The organism is Thalassobaculum sp., from assembly GCF_040219615.1.
Taxonomy (GTDB): domain Bacteria; phylum Pseudomonadota; class Alphaproteobacteria; order Thalassobaculales; family Thalassobaculaceae; genus Thalassobaculum_A.
Window position 1 is genome coordinate 99540 of record NZ_JAVJSE010000009.1, and the last position, 20487, is coordinate 120026.

Below are 20487 nucleotides of genomic sequence, written 5' to 3' on the forward strand. Positions count from 1 at the left end.
CGGAGGCCCGTCGGTGAACCGCGACCTTCCCCGCTGGATCGACGTCGGGGTGATCCCGGCGGTCAACATCCTGATGGCGTTCCTGGTCGCCGGGCTGGTGGTGCTGATCGCCGGCGAGAGCCCGCTGGAGGCGCTGGCGGTCCTGGTCAACGGCGCCTTCGGCTACGACGAGGCGATCGGCTACACCCTCTACTACGCCACCAACCTGGTGTTCACCGGGCTGGCGGTCGCCGTCGCCTTCCACGCCGGACTGTTCAACATCGGCGGCGAGGGCCAGGCCTATATCGGCGGCCTCGGGGTCGGGCTGGCCGCCCTCGGCCTGGACGGGGTGCTGCCGGGCTGGGCGGTGATCCCGGTGGCGGTCGCCGCCTCAGGCCTGTTCGGCGCGGCCTGGGCGTTCCTGCCGGGCTGGCTGCAGGCGCATCGCGGCAGCCACGTCGTCATCACCACCATCATGTTCAACTTCCTGGCCTCGGCCCTGATGGTGCACCTGATGGTCAACGTGCTGATCCAGCCGGGCCAGATGTCGCCGGAGAGCCGGGAGTTCGCGCCGTCGGTCTGGCTGCCCTTCGTGCACGAGATGCTGGCCTGGGCCGGCATCAAGGTCGCGCGCTCGCCGCTCAACCTGTCGATCCTGTGGGCCGGGCTGGCCTGCGTGTTCGTGTGGCTGCTGATCAACCGCACCCGCTGGGGCTACGCGATCCGCACGGTCGGCCATAACGAGGCGGCGGCGGTCTATGCCGGCATCGACCCGAAGCGGGTGATCGTCGGCACCATGTGCATCTCCGGCGCGCTGGCCGGTTTCGTCGGGATCAACGAGATCCTCGGGGTCCAGCACCGGCTGCTGCTGAACTTCACCGCCGGCTACGGCTTCACCGGCATCGCGGTGGCGCTGATGGGCCGGGCCCATCCGGTCGGCATCGTGCTGGCCAGCCTGCTGTTCGGCGCGCTGTACCAGGGCGGCACCGAGCTCGACTTCGAGTTCGACAACATCACCCGCGACCTGGTGGTGGTGATCCAGGGGCTGGTGATCCTGTTCTCCGGCGCGCTGGCCTACATGCTGCACCCGCTGGCGCTCCGGCTGTGGCAGCGCCTAAGGCGGGAGGGCGCACCGTGAGCGAGAGCTGGCTGCTGGTGGTCCTGACCCTGGACGCCACGGTCCGGGTCGCCGCCCCGCTGATCCTGGCGGCCATGGCCGGGCTGTTCAGCGAGCGCTCCGGGGTGATCGACATCGGCCTCGAGGGCAAGATGCTGGCCGGCGCCTTCGCGGCGGCGGCGACCGCGGCGGTCACCGGCTCGGCCTGGCTGGGGCTGCTGGTCGCGATCCTGGTGTCGGGCTGCCTGGCCCTGCTGCACGGCCTGGCCTGCATCACCTACCGCGGCAACCAGGTGGTCAGCGGGGTGGCGATCAACGTCATGGTGGCCGGGCTGACGGTGGTGCTCGGCATCGCCTGGTTCGACCAGGGCGGCCAGACCCCGGCGCTCGGCTACGGCGCCCGGTTCGCGCCGATCGAGCTGCCGTTCGCCGGACTGCTGCACGACGTGCCGGTGCTCGGCCACCTGTATCGCGAGCTGCTGAGCGGCCATAACGTGCTGGTCTATGTCGCGCTGGCCGCGGTCCCGATGACCTGGTGGGTGGTGTTCCGGACCCGCTTCGGCCTGCGGCTGCGGGCGGTCGGCGAGACCCCGGCCGCGGTCGACACCGCCGGGGTCTCGGTCCAGGCGCTGCGCTACCGCGCGGTGCTGATCACCGGGGCGCTGTGCGGGGTGGCGGGGGCGTATCTCTCGACCGCCCAGTCCGCCGGCTTCGTGCGCGACATGACCGCCGGCAAGGGCTATATCGCGCTGGCCGCGCTGATCTTCGGCAAGTGGCGGCCGGTGCCGGCGTTCCTGGCCTGCCTGCTGTTCGGGTTCCTGGACGCGGTGGCGACCCGGCTGCAGGGCGTCGAGCTGCCGGGCATCGGCCAGGCGCCGGTGGCGCTGATCCAGGCCCTGCCCTACGCCCTGACCGTGATCCTGCTGGCCGGCTTCATCGGCAAGGCGATCGCACCGAAGGCGATCGGCGTGCCCTATGTGAAGGAGCGGTGATGACCGAGTTGCATGCCATCGACGCGGCCGCCGACGCGATCCGGGCCGCCGCCCCGGCCGCCGCCCCGGCGGTCGGGATCGTGCTCGGCTCCGGCCTCGGCGCGGTCGCCGACGCGGTGACCGATGCGGTCGACATCCCCTATGGCGAGATCCCCGGCTTCCCGAGGCCGGGGGTCGCCAGCCATGCCGGCCGGCTGCGGCTCGGCACCCTCGGCGGTGCCCCGGTGGCGGTGCTGCAGGGCCGCGCCCACGCCTATGAGGGGCACGGCCTGGCCGACGTGGTGCGCCCCGTGCGGACCCTGGCCCGGCTCGGCTGCGGCACGGTGATCCTGAGCAACGCCGCCGGCAGCCTGCGCGCCGAGGTCGGCCCCGGCCGGCTGATGCTGATCACCGACCACATCAACGGCACCGGCCTGAACCCGCTGGCCGGCCCGAACGAGGCGGCGCTGGGCGAGCGGTTCTTCGACATGACGTCGGCCTACGACGCCGGGCTGCAGGACCGGCTGCGCGACGCCGCCCGGGCCGAGTCCATCGACCTCGCCGAGGGCGTCTACTACTGGGCGCTCGGGCCGAGCTTCGAGACCCCGGCGGAGATCCGGGCGTTCCGCACCCTCGGCGCCGACGCGGTCGGCATGTCGACGGTGCCGGAGACCATCGCGCTGCGCCATATGGGGGTGCGGGTGGCGGCGGTCTCGGGCATCACCAACCTGGCCGCCGGCATGGTCGCCGGCTCGGCCCTCGACCACGCCGAGACCATGACCCGGGGCTCGGCGATGGCCGGCGAGCTCGCCCGCCTGCTCGCCCGCTGCCTGACCGCCTGGCCCCAACCGAGCGACCGGACATGACCGACACCCTCGCGGAGGCCGCGGTCCGCGCGATCGCCTGCCTCGACCTGACCTCGCTGAACGACGACGACAGCGACGCGGCAATCACAGCGCTGTGCCGCCGCGCCGTGACCCCGGCCGGCCCGGTCGCGGCGGTCTGCGTCTACCCCCGTTTCGTGCCGCTGTGCCGGCGGCTGCTGGACGGCAGCGGCGTGCGGGTGTGCACGGTCGTCAACTTCCCGCACGGCCGCGAGGACGCCGCGGCGGTGGCCGCCGAGACCCGGGCGGCGGTCGACGACGGCGCCGACGAGATCGACGTGGTGCTGCCCTACCAGGCCTGGCTGTCCGGCCGCCGCGACCCGGCCCGCGCGGTGCTCGAGGCGGCCCGCGCCGCGGCCGGCGATCGCACCCTGAAGGTGATCCTGGAGACCGGCCGGCTGATGACCGCCGCCGCCATCACCTCGGCCGCCGCCGCCGCGGTGGTGGCCGGTGCCGATTTCCTGAAGACCTCGACCGGCAAGACGGCGGTATCGGCGACCCTGGAATCCGCGCATCTGCTGCTCGACGTGGCGGCCGCCGCCGGCCGCCCGGTCGGGGTCAAGGTCGCCGGCGGCGTGCGCACCCCGGCCCAGGCCGCCGCCTATCTGCGGCTCGCCGACGGCGTGCTGGGAACTGCCGTCGGCCCCGACCGTTTCCGGTTCGGGGCGAGCGGGCTGCTCGGCGCCCTGCTCGCCACGCTCGGCGACGGGACGGCCGGGCCGGTTCCGCGCAGCGGATACTAGATCCCCGGGGCGTTCCGTTCCGAACCGAAATCCAGCACCATTGCGCCGCCGATTCGGTTGACGCATGTAGATACGAATGCCGTGAGCCCGCTGGGCAGCTCGTTCATGGAGTGAGAAGACCGTGAAGCCCGACACGCATTGGACGCTCGACGACGTGCCGTGGGATGCCTTCGACCCGGCCAAGGTCGAACCCGACCAGCTCGCCATCGTGAAGGCGGCGGCAATGGTCGAGTACAACTCCGCCGACTACGTCAGCTACCTGCAGAGCGTGTTCCGCGACGACCCGGGCTTCATGGAGGCCGCGGCGGCGTGGGGCCTCGAGGAGCGCCAGCACGGCCAGGCGCTCGGCAAGTGGGCGGCGCTGGCCGATCCGGGCTTCGACTTCGAGACCCGTTTCGCGGTGTTCCGCGCGGGCTTCCGCCCCGACGTCGACGCCACCGAGTCGATCCGCGGCTCGCGCGCCGGCGAGCTGGTCGCCCGCTGCATGGTCGAGGTCGGCACCAGTTCCTACTACCGCGCGCTCGGCGACGCCGCCCGGGAACCGGCGCTGAAGGCGATCTGCCGCTACATCGCCGGCGACGAGCTGCGGCACTACAAGCTGTTCTACGACCACCTGAAGCGGTTCCTGGAGCAGGACAAGATCGGCACCCTGCAGCGCCTGCGCCTGGCGATGGGCCGGATCATGGAGACCGAGGACGACGAACTCGCCTACGCCTTCTACGCCGCCAACAACCAGGGCGAGCCCTACGACCGCGAGCGCAACAGCCGCGCCTACATGCGGCGCGCCTACCAGTACTACCGCGACCCGCATATCGAGAAGGCGCTGGCGATGATCTTCAAGGCCTGCGGCCTGAAGCCCCACTCCAAGCTGTTCCAGGCCACCAGCTACGGCGCCAAGTGGCTGCTCGCCAAGCGCCAGCGCGAGCTGGCGAAGATGGCGGCGTAGCGCCTCCACCTCCGAGGCGGCGGGTGGGTTCCGGATCCGTCCCGCTGGCAGCGGTCCGGTCCGGAATGACGACTTGATTGGGACGCCCTCCCCTTCCTGACGTCATTCCGGACGGGCGCGCCTAACGGCGCGACCGAGCCGGAACCCACGGCGCGACGGGCGCTTCCCCACCCCTCAGCTCTTCCCGCCGATCGGGACGCGGCGCGCCTTCGGCGCCGCATTCGGGTTCTTCGGCACGCTGACGTGCAGCACGCCGTGGTCGACCGAGGCCGTGACCTTGTCCTCGTCGATGCCGTCCGGCAGCCGGAAGCTGCGCATGAAGCGGCCGTAGCGGCGCTCGGTCAGCTTGGCGTCGGCGTCGGTCTTCTCCTCGCGCTTCTCGCCCTTCAGGGTCAGCACCCCGTCCTCGAGCGTGACCTCGACGTCCTTCTCGGTCAGGCCCGGCAGCTCGGCGGTGACGCTGATCGCGTTGTCGTCCTCCCTGACGTCGACCTGCGGGACCAGCGCGACCTCGCCGACCCGGAGGTCGGGCATGCCGAAGGACGGCATCCCGAACGGGGAGCGGCCGCCGAAGAACCCGTCGATGACCCTGTCCATCTCGCTGCGGAATGCCGAGAACGGGTCGACCGCCCGCGCCGACGCAGTCGTCGGAACCGAAGCCTTGTCCTGCTCAGCCATGATCCACCTCCTCAAGGATCCATAGTGATGTCACCAGATGCCGCAGCCTGCGCGGCCGGCGACGGCCCGGCATTGAGCCAGATCAACCTTGCGGCGACTTGCAGTGGGCGGCGGCGATGCTAGCGTGACCCGATGAACGCGAACCGGAAGGCTCGGCCGTGCTGCCCCAGGAACTGATCCGCGCCAAGCGCGACGGCGGCCGCCTGCCGGCCGCGGCCATCGCCGGTTTCGTCGCCGGCGTCAGCGACGGCTCGATCAGCGAGGGCCAGGCCGCCGCCTTCGCCATGGCGGTGTTCTTCCGCGGCCTCGACGCCGACGAGCGCGCCGCCCTGACCCGGGCGATGGCCGACAGCGGCCGGGTGCTGGCCTGGAGGGACCTCCCCGGCCCGGTGCTCGACAAGCACTCGACCGGCGGGGTCGGCGACAAGGTCAGCCTGATGCTGGCGCCGATCGTCGCGGCCTGCGGCGGCTACGTGCCGATGATCTCCGGACGCGGCCTCGGCCACACCGGCGGCACCCTCGACAAGCTCGACTCGATCCCCGGCTACTCGACCTCGCCGGACCTCGCCACCTTCGAGGCCGTGGTGCGCCGGGCCGGCTGCGCGGTGATCGGCCAGACCGACGACCTGGCCCCGGCCGACCGCCGGCTCTATGCGATCCGCGACGTCACCGGGACCGTCGAGTCGATCCCGCTGATCGTCGCCTCGATCCTGTCGAAGAAGCTGGCGGCCGGGCTGCAGGGCCTGGTGATGGACGTGAAGGCCGGCAGCGGCGCCTTCATGGCCGCGCTCGACGATGCCCGCAACCTGGCCGACGCCATCGCCGAGACCGCCAACCGGGCCGGGCTGCCGACCGTCGCCCTGGTCACCGACATGAACCAGGTGCTGGGCCGCACCGCCGGCAACGCCCTGGAGGTGCGCGAGGCGGTCGACTTCCTGACCGGATCGGCGCGCGACCCGCGCCTGCTGGAGGTCACCCTGGCTCTCGCCGGCGAGATGCTGGCGCTCGGCGGGCTGGCCGGCGATCCGGCCGCCGGGCGACGGATCGCCGAGGCCGCGCTGGCCGACGGCCGCGCCGCCGAACGCTTCGCCGCCATGGTCGCGGCCCTGGGCGGGCCGGCCGATCTGCTCGAACGCCCGGACGCGCATTTGCCGAAGGCGCCGGTGGTCCGGCCGGTCCACCCGGATGCCCCGGGCTTCGTGACGGAGGTCGACACCCGGGCCCTGGGCGTGGCGGTGATCGAGCTCGGCGGCGGGCGACGGCGGGCGGGCGACGGTATCGACTACGCGGTCGGCCTGGACGCGGTCGCCGGCCTGGGCGAGCCGGTGGGCGGCGACCGCCCGGTCGCCCTGGTGCACGCCCGCAGCGACGGCGATGCCGACCGCGCCGCCGAAGCGGTGCGCCGCGCCGTGACCGTCGGAGCGGATCGCAAGGACGTCGGGCCGGCGGTGATCGAGCGCCGCACCGGGGCTCGGCCGTGAGCCGCGGTTTCCTGGTGGTGCTGGACTCCGTCGGCATCGGCGGCGCGCCCGACGCGGCGGCGTTCGGCGACGTCGGGTCCGACACCCTGGGCCATATCGCGGAGGCCTGTGCCGCCGGGAACGGCGACGGCCACGGCCGGTCCGGGCCGCTCGGGATACCGGTGCTGCTGTCGCTCGGCCTCGGCGCCGCCCACCGGGGCGCCGCCGGAACCGAGCCGCCCGGGCTGGAGGCCGCCGCCGCGACGACCGGCGCCTGGGGTCATGCCGCCGAGACCTCGCGCGGCAAGGACACCCCGAGCGGGCACTGGGAGCTGACCGGCGTGCCGGTCGACTTCGACTGGACCTACTACCCCGCCACCGTGCCGGCCTTCCCGCCTGACTTCACCGCTGCGCTGATCCGCGAGGCCGGGCTGCCCGGGGTGCTCGGCGACTGCCACGCCAGCGGCACCGAGATCATCGCCCGGCTCGGCGAGGAGCACCTCCGCACCGGCAGGCCGATCCTCTACACCTCGGCCGACAGCGTGGTGCAGATCGCCGCCCACGAGCAGGCGTTCGGGCTGGCGCGGCTGTACGAGCTGTGCCGGATCGCCCGCCGGCTGGCGCCGGACACGGTCGGCCGGGTGATCGCCCGGCCGTTCGTCGGCACCGGTGCGGCCGACTTCGCGCGCACCGGCAACCGCAAGGACCTGGCGGTGCCGCCGCCGTCGCCGACCCTGCTGCAGCGCCATTCCGATGCCGGCGGCCCGGTGATCTCGATCGGCAAGATCGGCGACATCTTCGCCCACCGGGGCACCGGCGAGGAGGTCAAGGCCAGCGGCCACCCCGCCTTGTGGGACGCCCTGCTGGAGGCCACCGGCACCGCCCCGGACGGTGCGCTGGTGGTGGTCAACTTCGTCGATTTCGACAGCCTGTGGGGCCACCGCCGCGACGTCGCCGGCTATGCCGCCGAGCTCGAGGCCTTCGACCGCAGGCTGCCCGAGTTCCTCGCCCGGCTGCGTCCCGGCGACCTGGCGGTGCTGGTCGCCGACCACGGCAACGACCCGACCTGGCCGGGCAGCGACCACACCCGCGAGCAGGTGCCGGTGCTGCTGGCCGGCCCGGCGGCGCCGCGCGGCGACCTCGGGCCGATGGCCTTCGCCGATGTCGGGGCGACACTGGCGGCGCATCTGAGACTGTCGCCGGGAGAGTACGGTCGGAGCGTGTTGGGAAGGCCGGCATGACGGAGCGGCGGGTGGGTTCCGGAGCCGGGCGCTCGTGCGCCCTCTCCGGAATGACGAACAAAATTGAGACCGTCATCCCGGAGGGCCCGCGCGAGCGGGCGGCTCCGGGACCCACGAAGCGACGGGTGCTCGACGACGTCGGGCGGCCGTGGAGCCCCTTCCCATGACCGCCGTCCCGCGCTTCGCCGCGACCGCCGACGGCGCGCCGACCCCGGCCATGCTGGCGTCCTGGGACCGCGACGGCGTGCTGGTGCTCGAGGACGCGGTGCCGGACGCCGACTGCGACGCGCTGATCGAGCGGTCGCGGGCGATCGTCGATACCTGGGACCCGGCCGAGGGAGCGGCGGTGTTCTCGACCACCGCCCCGAAGCATGCCGCCGACCGCTGGTTCCGGGACTCCGGCGACAAGATCCGGGTGTTCCTGGAGGCCGGCGCGGTCGATGCCGGCGGCGCGCTGACCCGGCCAAAGCGGGCGGCGGTCAACAAGCTCGGCCACGCCATGCACGACCTGGACCCGGTGTTCGAGCGGGTGTCGCGGCGGCCGACGCTGGCGGCGCTGGCGCACGGCCTCGGCCTCGCCGACCCGCTGCTGGTGCAGTCCATGGTGATCTGGAAGCCGCCGGCGGTCGGCGGCGAGGTCACCTGCCACCAGGACGCCACCTTCCTGGTGACCGAGCCGGAGAGCGTGGTCGGCTTCTGGCTGGCGCTGGAGGACGCCGATGAGTCGAACGGCTGCCTCTATGCCATCCCCGGCGGCCATCGCGGCCCGCTGCGCCAGCTGTTCCGCGAGGTCGACGGTGCGCTGGTCGCCGAGACCCTGGACCCGGCGCCGTTCGACGACGCGGCCGCGGTGCCGCTGCCGGCCCGCAAGGGCACCCTGGTGGTGCTGCACGGCCGGCTGCCGCACGGCAGTGCGCCGAACACCTCCGACCGGTCGCGGATGGCCTATACCCTGCACATGGTGGACGGGACGGCGCGCTGGCATCCCGGCAACTGGCTGCGACGGTCGCCGGGCATGCCTTTCCGCGGCTTCTCGGACATGACGGACTGAGCGGCCATGGTGGTGATCCGCGACCTGGTGTTCCTGGTATTCGTGATCGGCGGCGCGGTTCTCGGCTCGCAGGTCCCGAACTTCGTCGACGCCTACGCCCAACGGCTGGGCGGCGCGCTCGACGAGGCCCGGTCCACGCTCGACAGCTTCGAGCGCGCTGCGGCCGGCGCCGGCCTCAGCTTCGACGACTACCGCCGCCGCATGGCGACCACCGACGACCTCGCCTTCCGCCGGACCGGCGAGGCCGTCGAACGGCTGGTCGAGCGTGTCGTGGTCCTGTCGGCCCTGCAGCAGGAGATGGCCGAGGCGGGCCCCTGGTCGCGGCCGTGGGTGGTGGCCCGGTCGCACGACCGGACGATCCTGGAGCGGGCCTACGCGCAGTGGCGGCCGAGCCTGACCATCGACCCGCGCTGGGGCGGGGTCGGGCTGCTGCTCGGCTGGCTGCTGCATGCCGGGCTTGCCGGCGGCACCCGCCTGATCGAGCGGATCGCCCGGCCGCAATGGCCGCGCCGGCGATGACCGGTCAGGAGCAATGGCGGTCGCGTACCGGGTTCATCCTGGCAACCGTCGGCTCGGCGGTCGGGATCGGCAACATCTGGCGATTCGCCTATGTTGCCGGCGAGAACGGCGGCGGAGTGTTCCTGGTCGTCTACCTGCTGTTCGTCGTCCTGATCGGCCTGCCGCTGGTGATCGCCGAGCTGTCCCTGGGCCGGCGCGCCCAGGGCGACGCCGTGTCGGCCTTCACGCTCTCCGATCCCGCCGTCCCCGGTTCCTGGCCGGTCGCCGGCTGGATCGCCGTGGCCGGCGCCGTCATCATCCTGAGCTACTACGCCGTGATCGCCGGCTGGGCGCTCGGCTACGCCGCCGGGGCGGTCACCGGCGAACTCTGGACGGTCGCCGCGGCCGGCTACGGCGGCTACTTCCGGGAGTTCATCGCCGGGCCGGTCTGGCCGGTGCTGTGTCAGGCCACGATGCTGGCGGTCACCACCGCGGTGGTGGTCGGCGGCGTGCAGGGCGGCATCGAGCGCCTGAACCGCTGGCTGATGCCGGCCCTGGCAGCGATCGTCCTCGGCCTGGCGCTGCACGCGGTCACCCTGCCGGGCGCCGAAGCCGGGGTGCGCTTCCTGCTGGCGCCGGACTGGCAGGCGCTCGGGCGGCCCGAGGTCTACGCCGCGGCCCTCGGCCAGGCGTTCTTCTCGATCGGCGTGGGATGCGCGGTGTTCGCGACCTACGGCAGCTATCTGCCGCGCAGCGTGGCGCTGCCGGCGTCCGCGACCGCGATCGTCCTGGGCGACACCCTGTTCGCGGTGCTCGCCGGGCTGGCGATCTTCCCCGCGGTGTTCGCGTTCGGGCTCGACCCCCGGGCCGGCCCCGAGCTGGCGTTCATCACCCTGCCGCAGATCTTCCTGGCGATGCCGGGCGGCCGGATCGTCGGCACCCTGTTCTTCCTGCTGCTCGCCGCCGCCGCCCTCACCTCGATGATCTCGCTGCTGGAGGTGCCGGTGGCGGTCGCCATGCGCCGCCTGCGGTTGCGCCGCCGTACCGCGGCGCTGGCGGTCGGCGCACTGGTGTTCACCCTCGGCCTGCCCTCGGCCCTCAGCTTCGGGTGGCTCGCCGAGGTCAGGATCGGCCGGCACGGCATCCTCGACGCGATCGACGCCTTCGCCTCGACCCTGCTGCTGCCGCTCGGCGGCCTGGCGATTGCGCTGTTCGTCGGCTGGCGGATCGAGAAGGGCCTCGCACTGCGCGAGGCCGACCTCGCCCAGACCCGGACCGGGACCCTGTGGGTCTGGCTGCTGCGGCTGCCGGTACCGCTGGCGATCGCCGCGATCCTGATCCGCTCCGCCGCCGGCTGACGGCGCCGGTCAGCCCTTGCGCTTCGCCGGCGCGAAGGCCGCCACGTCGGCCACGAAGGCGGCCCGCAGCGCCCCGGAATCGGCGATCCCGGCCAGCAGCTGGTAGCCCTCGGCCGCCAGCTCGACCATGCTGTGGCCGGGCCGCGGGATGGTGCCCAGCGGCTTGCCGGCCGCCCGCACCCCGGCCTCGGCCTTGCGGATCTGGGCGTCCACCTCGGGCCGCCCGGGCTGGCCCATCAGACCGATCGAGCCGGACAGGTCGGCGACCCCGATGAACACCAGGTCGACACCTTCGACCGCGGCGATCTCGGCGGCGTTGTCGGCGGCGGTGTGGGATTCGATCTGCACGCAGATGAACAGAGTGTCGTTGGCCCTGGCGGCGTAGTCCGGGTCGGCGCCGTAGCCGGAGGCGCGCACCGTCGGCGCCGAGTAGCCGCGGCGGCCGGCCGGCGGGTACTTGCAGGCCGCGACCACGGCCCGGGCCTGCTCGGCGGTCTCGACCATCGGCACCATGATCGCCTCGGCACCGGCGTCCAGGACCCGCTTCAGGTAGTCGGGATCCTGGCCGGGCGCCCGGACCATCACGGTCGCCTTGCCGGCCTGGGCGGCGCGCATGCTGTGGACGGTCTGCTCGAGCGAGGCCGGGCCGTGCTCGTTGTCCAGGATCAGGAAGTCGTAGCCGGCCAGGCTGGCGATCTCGGCGATCGACGGCTCGCCCAGCTGCAGCCAGACGCCGAGCGCCGGCTGGCCGGCGGCGATGACGGATTTGAGGTGGTTCGGGCGGAACATGACCGGGGGTCTCCTGCGGGTTGGCGTGCGCAGCCAAGCACGCGGCAACCCCGGCCGCAACGCCGAGGCGTGCACGACAGGGATGCCCGGAGCGCTCGGGCCGGAGCGCTCGGGCCGGAACGCTCGGGCCGGGACGCTCAGACCGGCGTGTCGTTCAGGGAACGGACCGTCGCCTGGGCCGCCTCGTCGACGAACGACTCCACGGCCACCAGGATCTGGTCGACGCCCCGGCCGTCGCAGCCGTCGATCGGCGCGCAGTAGCGGGCGTAGCGGACCACCGACTCCCAGGGGAACTCGAACACCGTGTAGTCCGGACGGCGGCTGGCCACGCAGCGGTCGAGGATGTCGACGATGCGGTCGCGCAGCTTGCCCCGCAGGACCTCGTCGACCGGCCGGCCGGTCACGTTGCCGCCGAGCAGCCAGATGATCTCCTCGCCGACCAGCCGGTAGCGGTAACGCCGCCGGCCGCCGCCGTCCTCCTCCACGTCCAGCAGGGCGATGTTGGCGAGCGCGAAGGACACCGAGAACGGCAGGTCGAGCGCCCGGCGCGTGGGGACCGCCGTGCCCGGCGCCCGGGCGGCCGCCCACACCGCGTGCACGCGCCGCAGCAGGTCTTCCCGGATGATCGTCTCCATCAACGGCGGCCCTTCCCGTCCCATCGGCCCCGGCGCGCGTCTCCGACGCGCGTCCCAGAGGCCTCGGCGGACCGCCCGCAGGCCGTCAGGCGCCGGTTAACCAGTTCGGTTCTAGGAACGCGATCAATTTGAGAAAACTGTCACAAGCGTCATGCCGGCCCGACAGGGCGGCCGGCGACGCTCGCTAGCGACCGCCGAGCAGCGGATCGAAGTCGAAATCCTTGGCCGCCTGGACGATCGCCTGGATGACGGTGGCGAAGCCGTAGTGGCTGCGCACCTGGTCGAGGTGGTAGCGCACGGTGCGCGGCGTGAGGCCGACGATGTCGGCGATGTCGTGATAGGTCTTGCCGGCTGCCGCCCAGCGCAGGATGTCGACCTGCACGGGCCCGAGCGACCGGTCCGCCCCGCCCGGTTCCGGGCTGCGCCCGTCGAGCAGCGAGAAATACAGCCCCGCCAGGAACCGCGCCGCCCCGATGTCCTCGCGTCTCTGCTCAAACGGCGACACGCTGGCGACGCCGAGGCTGAGGCACCGGTCGCCGACCCGATGCGGCACCGACAGGACGGTCCGCCAGCGCCCGTGCCCGAAATCCTCGGGCAGGTGCATGAACTCCCGGTAGGTGCGGCGGTCGATGGCCAGGAAGTCCTCGTGCGACACCACCCCGGTCTGCCGGATGATCCAGCGGTCGACCTTGGGGTCGAGCTTCGCGAGAACCGCTTGATTGGCGGCCGTCAGCGGATCCTCGATCCCGACCGCCAGGCCCTCCATGGTGCGCCAGAGCATGGTGGCGGCGGATCCGGAATCGCGCCGCAGGGCGGCCACCGACTCGAACCCGATGTCGGCGAAGGCCCGGGCAAGCACGACCTGCGACTCGGCGTCGTCCTCGCACAGGCACAGTTCGGCCGCCCAACGACGCACGCCGCCCAGATCCCGGTCCGTCGATTCCAGCAAGGCCATGGTCTTCACGTCGGGCACGGTCAGCAATTGCGGCGGCAATATACGCCATTGCTTGGTTAACTAAAGAGAAACCTCGTGTGTTCGATGAGCGATTTTCTCGGACGTCACCGTCCAGCACTTTGTAACCTAGGATATTTCTAAAATACGACAGAACCCGGCGGCCCTGTCGCCGTGACAGTCCACAGCAATTCCACGCAATTCTGTCAGCTTGATCACGGGAACTGAATCTCGACCGTCGTCGTTGACTGTCTGACTTGATGCAACACCTGGCAAGGAACGATGGGAGACCGACACGCGGCCGGCTGCACGGGAAGCCCATGCACGGGCCGCCGGCCACGCCGCCGTGAGCGGCTCCGCAGAGGAGGTTGACCATGGTTCGAGTACCCGCCACCGACCGTTCCGCCAGGCCTGCCCGGTTCACCACCCACGCCGCGCCGACCGCCGCGGCGGTCCTGCTCATGCTCGCCCTGCAGTCCGGCACCGCAGGCGCTCAGGCCGTGCGGGCCTGCGCGCCGCCCGACATGCTGGTTCAGAAGCTCGGCCAGGAGTTCGGCGAGCAACTCAGCGCCCAGGGCGTCGACGGCGAGGGCAACCTGGTCCAGGTGTTCTCCTCGAGCGACGGTACCTGGACCATCGCGGTCACCATCCCCGGCGGGCCGAGTTGCATCGTCTCGTCCGGGGAAGGCTGGGACGACTCCCGGATCGCCGAAGTCCCGAAGCCGGTGCCCGCTCCCGACTACGCCTCCTGAGTCGCCCTCCCTCCGGCCTCGATCAAGACGACGGGCGCCCATATTCGGACCATGAAATCTCGGACCGGGTCATTTCTTATTAGGATTTTGCAGACATACTGGAACTTCGGGAGCCGAGTCCTAACGAATGGTCAACGGTTCCTTACCAGAGTCTTTCGACGACAGAACGTCGAGGCAGGGGACCGGCCCACGGTCCCGGAAAGGAAGCGGGTCATGACACGGTCCAACGCACTTGTTGCCAGAACGGCGGCGATCGCGGGCGTGCTGGCCCTGGCCCTGACGGCGCCCGGCGCCAAGCAAGCCGACGCCCAGTCAGCCAGGGTGTGCCTGCCGCAGGCCACCAGTCTGGTCGACCAGCTCGGCCGGGAGTATGGCGAGGTCCTGACCGCGGCCGGCGTCGACGCCGCCGGCAACCTCGTCCAGATCTACAGCTCCGACGACAGGGGCACCTGGACCATCGTGGTCACGGTCCCCGGCGGCCCGACCTGCGTCGTGTCCTCCGGCGAGGGCTGGGTGCGCGAGCAGGCCGAGATGCCGAAGCCGGGCAACCCCGCCTGACGCCTGGGGGGCGGCTCAGCGCCCGGCGGTCACGTAGCCCTCGGCGAGGTCGCGCTCGACCGCCGACCGCGGCCGTTCCGCCGGATCGCCGTAGCCGCCGCCGCCCGCGGTCTGCAGCCGCAGCACGTCGCCGCGGGCCACCGTCAGGTCCGCGACCTTGGACGGCAGCTCCTCCTCCGCCGCCGCGCCCGCGCGCCGGATCGTCAGCCGGCCGGGCCGGCCCGCCTCGCCCCCGTCGAGGCCGTAGGGCGCGAACTTGAAGCGCTCCAGGTTGGCGGCGAAGCGGCCGGCCGGGGCGTCAAGCCGGAACGCCCGGGCCAGCCCGAGGCCGCCGCGGGTCCGGCCGCGCCCGCCGCTGTCCGGCACCAGCGCGTACTCGACGAAGGTCAGCGGCAGGGTGTTCTCCAGCATCTCGACCGGCGCGTTGGCGATGTTGTGGAAGCCGCAGGAGAAGCCGCTGGCGCCGTCCTCCTGGGGATGCGCGCCCCAGCCGCCGCATTCCAGGTCGAAATAGACCTGCCGCCGCCCGTCCTCCAGGAAGCAGTTCAGCGCGTAGGCGTAGCTGACCCCGTAATAGGCCGCCGGCACCTGCCCCGGCATGGCCGCCGCGAAGGCACCGAGCACGGTGGTGACGATGCGGTGGCCGGTGGCCATGCGGTTGGCGACCGGCGCCGGCGAGCGGGCGTTGACCACCAGGCCCTCGGGGGCCTGCACGCTGACCGGGCGGTAGCAGCCGGCATTGGCCGGCACCTCGCTGCCGAGCGCCATCATCACCCCGCAGACCACCGCCGAGCGGGTCATGTTCAGGGTGCAGTTCACCGGCCCGACCGCCTGCCCGGCCGAACCGGCCAGGTCGATGGTCACGGCGTCTCCGGCCACCGTCAGCGCGACCCGGATCCTGAGCGGCCGGTCGCGCTCGATGCCGTCGTCGTCGACGAAGTCCTCGAAGCTGTAGGTGCCGTCGGGGATGCGGGCGATCGCGGCGCGCATCGCCGCCTCGGACTGCGCCTGGATGCGCTCGCACGCCGCCGCCAGGGTATCGGGGCCGTAGCGCCGGCCGATGCGCTGCAGGTTGGCGACGCCGGTGTCGAGCGCGGCCAGCTGCGAGGCGAAGTCGCCGCCGACATTGGCCGGCTCGCGGGTGTTGCGCAGCAGCAGCTTGATCACCGCCTCGTTGCGCCGGCCGCCCTCGGCCAGCTTCAGCGGCGGGATCCGGAAGCCCTCCTGGTAGATCTCGGTGGCGCCGGCGTGATAGGAGCCGGCCGCCCCGCCGCCGACGTCCAGGTGATGCACCAGGATGCCGGCGATGGCGATCAGCCGGCCGTCCAGGAACACCGGCTTGAAGGTCTGGATGTCCGGCAGGTGCTGGCCGCCGGCATAGGGGTCGTTGGTGATGACGATGTCGCCCTCGTGCCAGTCCTCCAGCGGAATGTGGCTGGCCAGGATCTCCTCCAGGCAGGCCGGCATCGAGTTCAGGTGCACCGGCATCGCCGCCGCCTGGGCGGTGCTGCGGCCGCGGGCGTCGAACACGCAGCAGGAGTAGTCGAGGATCTCGCGAACCACCGCGCTGCGACTGGTGCGCCAGACCGTGACGCTCATCTCCTCGGCCGCCGCCACCAGGGCGTTGCGGATGATCTCCACCTGGATCGGGCCCAGGGCGTTCGGATCGAGGGTCGTCGAGTCGGGTTCGGCCATGGTCAGGCTCCCTTGCCGGCGGTGACGGTGGCGATCAGGGCGCCGGTCGGATGCGCGGTCAGCCGCCAGCCGGGCGGCAGCAGCAGGGTCGAATGCGGTTCCTCGACGATCGCCGGTCCGTCGACCGACAGGCCGGGGCCGATCGCCGCACGGTCCCACACCGCCGCCTCGCGTTCGGCGCCGGCGACGCGGATCGTCCGGGCGCCCTTGCGCGTCCCGCCGGCGGCCGCCTCGAACGGCCGCGCGCCCGGGCGGGTCAGCCGGCCGGTCGCCGCCATCCGGACGGTGACGATCTCCGGCACCACGTGGCGCTCGGCATGGGCGTACTGGCGGTCATGGGCGTCGTGGAACGCCGCCACCGACTCGGCGAGAGCGGCAGGTTCCACCAGCGGCACGCCGATCTCGTAGGCCTGGCCGGGATAGCGCAGGTCGAGGGTGACCGGGAACGCCCGGTCGGCCTCGGCGATGCCGTCGCGGGCCAGCAGCGCCTCGGCCTCGGCCCGCAGCTCGGCGACCAGGGCCTCCAGCGCCGGCACCGCCGCCGCGTCGGCGGTCGTCAGTCGCGAGCGCGCGAGGTCGTGCACCACGTCGCCGAACAGCATGCCCCAGGCGCTGAGCGTGCCGGGGTCGCGCGGGAACACCACCCGGCCGGTGCCGATCTCGGCCGCCGTGTCGCAGGCGTGCAGCCCGCCGGCGCCGCCGAACGAGATCAGCGCGAAGTCCTTGGGATCCAGCCCCTTCTCGAACAGGCTGAGCCGGATCGCCGCCGCCATGTGGGCGGTCGCCACCGCCACCACGCCGTCGGCCGCCGGGCCCGGCTCCAGCCCGAGCGGCGCTGCCACCCGGTCGGCGATCGCCCGGCGGGCGCCGTCGACGTCCAGGTCCATGGCGCCGCCCAGGAAGTAGCCGGGGTCGATCCGGCCGAGCGCGACGTTGGCGTCGGTCACCGTCGGCTCCTCGCCGCCGCGCCGGTAGCACACCGGCCCCGGCACCGCGCCGGCGCTGTCCGGCCCGACCAGCAGGCGGCCGGTCTCGTCGGCCCGGGCGATCGAGCCGCCGCCGGCGCCGATGGTGCGGATCTCGATCATCGGCAGCCGCACCGGCAGGCCGTCGACGTCGCCCTGGGTGACCAGCCGGATGGCGCCGTCATGCACGATCGAGACGTCGTAGGAGGTGCCGCCCATGTCGACCGCGATCAGGTTCGGCTCGCCCAGCTCGGCGGCCAGCACCTCGGCCGCCCGGGCGCCGCCGGATGGCCCCGACAGCAGCAGCCGGGCCGGCTGCTCGCCGGCGATCGCCGGGGTGGTGACGCCGCCGTTCGACTGCACCAGGTAGACCGGTGCCGAGATGCCGGCGTCGGCCAGCCGGGCCTCCAGCTTCGTCAGGTAGGTCTTGACCACCGGCATTAGCAGGGCGTTCAGCACGGTGGTCGAGGTGCGCTCGAACTCGCGGATCTCCGGGCTGACCTGGTGGCTGCAGGAGACGAAGGCGTCGGGCAGCAGCTCCTGGACGATCGCCGCGGCACGCAGCTCGTGGGCCGGGTTGGCGTAGGCGTGCAGGAAGGCGATGGCGACCGCGGTGGCGCCGCTGGCCTTCACCCGCTCCGCCGCCGCGCGCACCGAGGCCTCGTCCAGCGCGGTCTCGACCGAGCCGTCTGCGCGCATCCGCTCGACCACGCCGAACCGGCGCGAGCGCGGCACCAGCAGGGCGCGCGGCTCGGCCCGGTTGGCGTAGACTTGGCGGCGGACATGACGGCCGATCTCCAGCACGTCGGTGAAGCCGGCGGTCGCGATCACCGCGCCGGCCGGCAGCCGGCGCTGCAGCACCGCGTTGGTGGCGATCGTCGTGCCGTGCAGGATCGCCCGGATCCGCCCGGGGTCGACGCCGAGCCGGGCGCAGGCCTCGCGTATGCCGTCGATCAGGCCTTCCGAGGGGTCGGCCGGCGTGGTCGGCACCTTGTGGGCATGGGCGACGCCGGTCGCCTCGTCCAGGATCTGCAGATCGGTGAAGGTGCCGCCGATGTCGACGGCGACGCGCAGGGTGCTCACGGGGCGGATGTCCTCGGCGGGTGGGCGGGCGGCGGGCGACAGCGGAAACAGGCGGCGCCATGTCAGCGGTGCCGGCCCCCGCGCGTCAAGTGCCGACCTGCGGGCGCCGCCGCCGATCGTAACCGAAGCTTCGCTTCCGGTTCGCCTGGCCGCCCCGTATCCTCCCGCGGTCTGCTTTGCTCCCGGAGGAATCCATGCCGTCGCCGAAGGTCCTGGTCGTCGTGTTCGACGGCCTGCGGCTCGACCACGCCACCCCGAACCTGGCCCCCAACATCGCGGCGTTCGCCGCCGCCGGGGTGACCCTGCCGAACACCGCCTCGGCGTTCCCGAGCGAGACCCGGGTGCAGGTGACGACGGTGATGACCGGCCACCCGCCGGCCGGCCACGGGATCATGGCGAATGCCTTCTACGACCGCCGGCTCGGTTTCGATTCGGCGATGGACACCTCCGACACCCCGCGCATGGCGATCGCCGAGAAGGTCTATGGCCGGCTGATCGGCGCCCACCACCTCGGCGAGATCCTGCAGGGCGCCGGCAAGCGCTTCGCCGCGGTCACCACCGGCAAGATCGGTAACGCCCGGCTGCTGGCCGGCCGCGCCGCCGAGCTCGGCCAGCCGGTGCTGTCGATCTGGGGAGAGGGCGCCTCCTCGCCGGCCGCCGGATACGGCGAGGTCGCCGCCCGGTTCGGCGCGCCGCCGGTCCAGCACTTCCCGAACACCGCGGTCGCCGAGTGGGCGGTCCGGGTCCTGCTCGAGCACACCCTGCCGGTCCATCGCCCCGACGTGGCGGTGCTGTGGCTGAACGAGCCCGACCTGTCCTACCATTACCGCGGCACCACCAGCGCCGAGGCCGACAGCGCGATCGGCGGGGTCGACGCCGCCTTCGGCCGGATCCTGGAGTGGTGGCGGGCCGAGGGCCGGGAAGCCGGCTGGAACATCGCCGCCATGTCCGACCACGGCCACGTCACGGTCGAGGGCCAGGTCGACGTCGCCGCCGCGCTGGCGAAGGCGGGGCTTGCGGTCGGCAAGGGGCTCGGCCCCGACGTCGACTACGCCCTGAAGCCCGGCTACTCGGCCCACGTCGCGGTGCGCGACCGCGACCCGGCCCGCATCGAGCGGCTGGTCCGGGTGCTGCAGGATGCCGAGTGGACGGGGCCGATCCTGGCCCGGGTCGGCGACCCGGAGGCGCTCGGCGTGCTGCCGCTGGGCGCCGCCAATGTCGATCACCCGCGGGCCGGCGACGTGCTGTTCACCCTGCGCGCCCGCGACGACGAGTCGGCGGGCGGCCTGCCGGGCGTGGCGCTGGCCGACAACCCGGACATCCCGATCGGCGGCGGCATGCATGGCGGCTTCGCCAGGGCCGAGCTGAACCACTGCCTGTTCTGGGGCGGCGACCTGTTCCGCAGCGGCGCGCGGGTCGAGACCCCGACCGCCCATGTCGACCTGGCGCCGACCATCCTGAAGGCGCTCGGCCTGCCGCCGCATCCGCTGATGCCGGGCCGCGCGCTGGAGGAGGCGTTCGCGATCGGCGACGCCGCCCCGCCGGTGCGGGAGGTGGTCCACGACGCCGGCCGGGGCGGCTACGCCCAGACGCTGGTCACTGCCCGGGTCGCGGGGTCGAGGCTGCCCTATCTGCGCTGGGGGCTGCGGACGGCGTGACCGGCCCGTCGCTTCGTGGGTTCCGGCTCGGCCGCGCCGGGGCGGCGCGCCCGCCCGGAATGACGACGATAGGGAGAGGCCCGACCCCCATATCCGTCATTCCGGAGCGGCCCGCTCGCAGCGGGACGCATCCGGAACCTACCCACCCTGCACGGCGTCGCCGCGCAGCGCTCACTCCGGCAGCGTCAGCTTCCCGTCGGTATCGCTGACCAACCGGACGAAGTCGGCGACCGACAGCGGCTGCGCGAACAGGAAGCCCTGGCCGCCCTGGCAGCCGGCCGTGCGCGCCAGACGCAGCTGCTCGACGGTCTCGATGCCGGTGGCCACCATCCGCTTGCCGAGGCTGCCGCCGAGCGTGGCCGCCGCGCGGATCAGCCCGCCCTTGTTCCGCCAGTCGGCCATGAAGCTGCGGTCGATCTTCAGCGACGGGGCCTGCAGCGCCTCGACGAAGGCGAGCGAGGTGGCTTCGGCCCC

Annotated in this window: 20 protein-coding genes; 13 read left to right on the plus strand and 7 right to left on the minus strand. The window is 73.0% G+C overall.

The window, feature by feature from the left end; translation table 11 throughout:
* Nucleotides 1-13: 13 nt before the first annotated feature.
* The 5 genes from RIC31_RS04610 to RIC31_RS04630 all read left to right on the plus strand — a co-directional run bounded on the left by RIC31_RS04610 (nt 14) and on the right by RIC31_RS04630 (nt 4640).
* Nucleotides 14-1117 (plus strand): ABC transporter permease, encoded by a 1104-nt coding sequence (locus tag RIC31_RS04610; protein WP_350103528.1) that lies wholly within the window; start codon nt 14-16, stop codon nt 1115-1117.
* On the plus strand, nt 1114-2088 hold the full coding sequence (locus RIC31_RS04615) for an ABC transporter permease (RefSeq protein WP_350103531.1): 975 nt from the start codon (nt 1114-1116) through the stop codon (nt 2086-2088). The genes RIC31_RS04610 and RIC31_RS04615 overlap by 4 nt, the downstream gene beginning before the upstream one ends.
* Nucleotides 2088-2933, plus strand: a complete 846-nt coding sequence (locus tag RIC31_RS04620; protein WP_350103533.1) for a purine-nucleoside phosphorylase — start codon at nt 2088-2090, stop codon at nt 2931-2933. The genes RIC31_RS04615 and RIC31_RS04620 overlap by 1 nt, the downstream gene beginning before the upstream one ends.
* Nucleotides 2930-3694, plus strand: coding sequence for a deoxyribose-phosphate aldolase (gene deoC, locus RIC31_RS04625; protein ID WP_350103536.1), 765 nt, complete (start codon nt 2930-2932; stop codon nt 3692-3694). Before RIC31_RS04620 ends, deoC begins: the two co-directional genes overlap by 4 nt.
* A 121-nt stretch (nt 3695-3815) precedes the next feature.
* Nucleotides 3816-4640, plus strand: coding sequence for an acyl-ACP desaturase (locus tag RIC31_RS04630; RefSeq protein ID WP_350103538.1), 825 nt, complete (start codon nt 3816-3818; stop codon nt 4638-4640).
* A gap of 174 nt (nt 4641-4814) precedes the next feature.
* Here the strand turns inward: RIC31_RS04630 and RIC31_RS04635 are convergent, their stop codons facing one another.
* Nucleotides 4815-5318: an Hsp20/alpha crystallin family protein gene (locus RIC31_RS04635; protein WP_350103540.1), complete on the minus strand. Its 504-nt coding sequence runs from the start codon at nt 5316-5318 to the stop codon at nt 4815-4817.
* Nucleotides 5319-5476: 158 nt separating this feature from the next.
* On the opposite strand from RIC31_RS04635, the gene deoA reads away from it, so the two are divergent.
* From deoA to RIC31_RS04660, 5 genes are all read left to right on the plus strand, one after another.
* Nucleotides 5477-6799, plus strand: coding sequence for a thymidine phosphorylase (gene deoA, locus RIC31_RS04640; RefSeq protein WP_350103543.1), 1323 nt, complete (start codon nt 5477-5479; stop codon nt 6797-6799).
* A complete protein-coding gene (locus tag RIC31_RS04645) occupies nt 6796-8019 on the plus strand; it encodes a phosphopentomutase (RefSeq protein ID WP_350103544.1) in 1224 nt (407 codons plus the stop codon). Before deoA ends, RIC31_RS04645 begins: the two co-directional genes overlap by 4 nt.
* A 163-nt stretch (nt 8020-8182) precedes the next feature.
* Nucleotides 8183-9070, plus strand: a complete 888-nt coding sequence (locus RIC31_RS04650; RefSeq protein ID WP_350103546.1) for a phytanoyl-CoA dioxygenase family protein — start codon at nt 8183-8185, stop codon at nt 9068-9070.
* A gap of 6 nt (nt 9071-9076) precedes the next feature.
* Nucleotides 9077-9589 (plus strand): DUF2937 family protein, encoded by a 513-nt coding sequence (locus RIC31_RS04655; protein ID WP_350103548.1) that lies wholly within the window; start codon nt 9077-9079, stop codon nt 9587-9589.
* Entirely contained in the window at nt 9571-10926 is a 1356-nt protein-coding gene (locus RIC31_RS04660; RefSeq protein WP_350103551.1) for a sodium-dependent transporter, read from the plus strand. Before RIC31_RS04655 ends, RIC31_RS04660 begins: the two co-directional genes overlap by 19 nt.
* Nucleotides 10927-10935: 9 nt before the next feature.
* Here RIC31_RS04660 and RIC31_RS04665 read toward each other — a convergent pair whose 3' ends face one another.
* From RIC31_RS04665 to RIC31_RS04675, 3 genes are all read right to left on the minus strand, one after another.
* A complete protein-coding gene (locus RIC31_RS04665; RefSeq protein WP_350103553.1) occupies nt 10936-11715 on the minus strand; it encodes an HpcH/HpaI aldolase family protein in 780 nt (259 codons plus the stop codon).
* 137 nt (nt 11716-11852) lie between these two features.
* A complete protein-coding gene (locus tag RIC31_RS04670) occupies nt 11853-12350 on the minus strand; it encodes a PAS domain-containing protein (protein WP_350103555.1) in 498 nt (165 codons plus the stop codon).
* Nucleotides 12351-12534: 184 nt separating this feature from the next.
* Entirely contained in the window at nt 12535-13323 is a 789-nt protein-coding gene (locus RIC31_RS04675) for a helix-turn-helix transcriptional regulator (protein WP_350103558.1), read from the minus strand.
* 353 nt (nt 13324-13676) lie between these two features.
* Here RIC31_RS04675 and RIC31_RS04680 point away from each other — a divergent pair, with 353 nt between their 5' ends.
* On the plus strand, nt 13677-14054 hold the full coding sequence (locus RIC31_RS04680) for a hypothetical protein (RefSeq protein WP_350103560.1): 378 nt from the start codon (nt 13677-13679) through the stop codon (nt 14052-14054).
* Between the two features lie 213 nt (nt 14055-14267).
* Complete coding sequence (locus RIC31_RS04685; protein WP_350103562.1) at nt 14268-14612, plus strand: hypothetical protein; 345 nt, start codon at nt 14268-14270, stop codon at nt 14610-14612.
* Nucleotides 14613-14627: 15 nt separating this feature from the next.
* Here RIC31_RS04685 and RIC31_RS04690 read toward each other — a convergent pair whose 3' ends face one another.
* On the minus strand, nt 14628-16307 hold the full coding sequence (locus tag RIC31_RS04690) for a hydantoinase B/oxoprolinase family protein (protein WP_350103564.1): 1680 nt from the start codon (nt 16305-16307) through the stop codon (nt 14628-14630).
* Nucleotides 16308-16309: 2 nt separating this feature from the next.
* The gene (locus RIC31_RS04695; protein WP_350103566.1) at nt 16310-18355 is read right to left on the minus strand and encodes a hydantoinase/oxoprolinase family protein; all 2046 of its coding nucleotides are present in this window, start codon (nt 18353-18355) and stop codon (nt 16310-16312) included.
* 194 nt (nt 18356-18549) lie between these two features.
* On the opposite strand from RIC31_RS04695, the gene RIC31_RS04700 reads away from it, so the two are divergent.
* Entirely contained in the window at nt 18550-20013 is a 1464-nt protein-coding gene (locus RIC31_RS04700; protein ID WP_350103568.1) for an alkaline phosphatase family protein, read from the plus strand.
* 171 nt (nt 20014-20184) lie between these two features.
* Here RIC31_RS04700 and RIC31_RS04705 read toward each other — a convergent pair.
* A partial coding sequence (locus RIC31_RS04705) for an EAL domain-containing protein (protein ID WP_350103571.1) occupies nt 20185-20487 on the minus strand: 303 nt, incomplete at its 5' end.